Source organism: Stutzerimonas stutzeri, assembly GCF_024448985.1.
Lineage (GTDB): Bacteria > Pseudomonadota > Gammaproteobacteria > Pseudomonadales > Pseudomonadaceae > Stutzerimonas > Stutzerimonas stutzeri_AP.
The window spans coordinates 1-1,237 of record NZ_JAMOII010000047.1 but is presented as its reverse complement, the minus strand read 5'-3'; the positions used below and the strand labels follow the sequence as shown (position 1 = coordinate 1,237).

At 58.6% G+C, this 1,237-nt stretch carries 1 protein-coding gene; it reads left to right on the top strand.

From position 1 onward, the window contains the following. Positions 1 to 246 precede the first annotated feature (246 nt). The gene (locus NA647_RS19570; RefSeq protein WP_256059165.1) at positions 247 to 1,218 is read left to right on the top strand and encodes an IS110 family transposase; all 972 of its coding nucleotides are present in this window, start codon (positions 247 to 249) and stop codon (positions 1,216 to 1,218) included. Positions 1,219 to 1,237 lie beyond the last annotated feature (19 nt).

Below are 1,237 nucleotides of genomic sequence, written 5' to 3'. Positions count from 1 at the left end.
GCCCACCCTTGTATCTCGACTACCACGCTATTTGGGGTGATAGTTCCCGACTGATCATCGGGGGAAGGTCGGGAAGGCGTGCCCACCCTGAGGCCCCGAGCCTGCGACGTAGATAGCACTTCGACCTTCCACACTCACTCGAACAGCTCGAACGGTATCTAGAGCCCGCCGTTGGCGAGAGCTCGCATTCACAAGGTTGAGCTGAGTGCAGTGATGATCGTTTTTGAATCCGCACAAGGAGTTCTCATGCCCCGTATCATCGGCATTGATATCGCCAAGCGCACGTTCGATATCGCCACTCTTCAGGCCAACGGCAAGTACCGCACCAAAACCAAACTGGCCAATAGTGCTGTCGGTTTCAAAGAGCTGGAGCAGTGGCTGCACAAGCACGGCGAGCCAAACACCTGGCTTTTGATGGAAGCGACCGGCACCTACCATGAAGCGCTGGCCGACTGGCTGCATGGTAAGGGTTACCGTGTCTGCATCCTGAATCCGGCCCAGGTTGCCTACTATGCCCGCAGCCAGCTGCAGCGCGTAAAGACCGACAAGGTCGACGCCAAGCTGATCGCCGCGTATGGCGAGCGGCATCGGGATGAGCTGCGCATCTGGCAGCCTGAGCCCCAAGCCATCCGGCGCCTGAGGGCGCTGGTTCGCCGCCTGGAGGATCTGCAAGGGATTCAGCAGATGGAGCGCAACCGCTTGGAGGTTGCCGATAGCAGCGTGCATCCTTCGATCCAATCGGTGCTTCAGCATGTCGATCGGCAGATCACCGAGACGCTTAAAGCGATCCAAGACCATATCGACAATGATCCGGACCTGCGCAACAAGCACGAACTGCTGACCAGCATTGATGGCATCGGTGACAAGACGGCCGCCCTGCTGCTGGCCGAGCTGGGCGACCCTTTGCGGTTCGGCAGTTGCCGAGCCATTACCGCCTTTGCCGGACTGAACCCCAGGCTGCAGGAATCCGGTACCTACAAGGGCCAGACACGCATCTCCCGAACAGGCTCGTCTCGCCTGAGGGCTGGGCTCTATATGCCGGCTGTCAGCTCGCTCAAGCACAACGCAACCATCAGCGCCTTACGTGACCGCCTCAAAGCCCGTGGCAAGACTGGCAAACAGATCGTCTGCGCAGCGATGCGCAAGTTATTGCATATCGCTTATGGGGTGCTGAAATCAGGCCAGCCTTTCGATCAAAAACTGGCTCTTGCTCACTAAGGGGGAAGACGGTATCTAC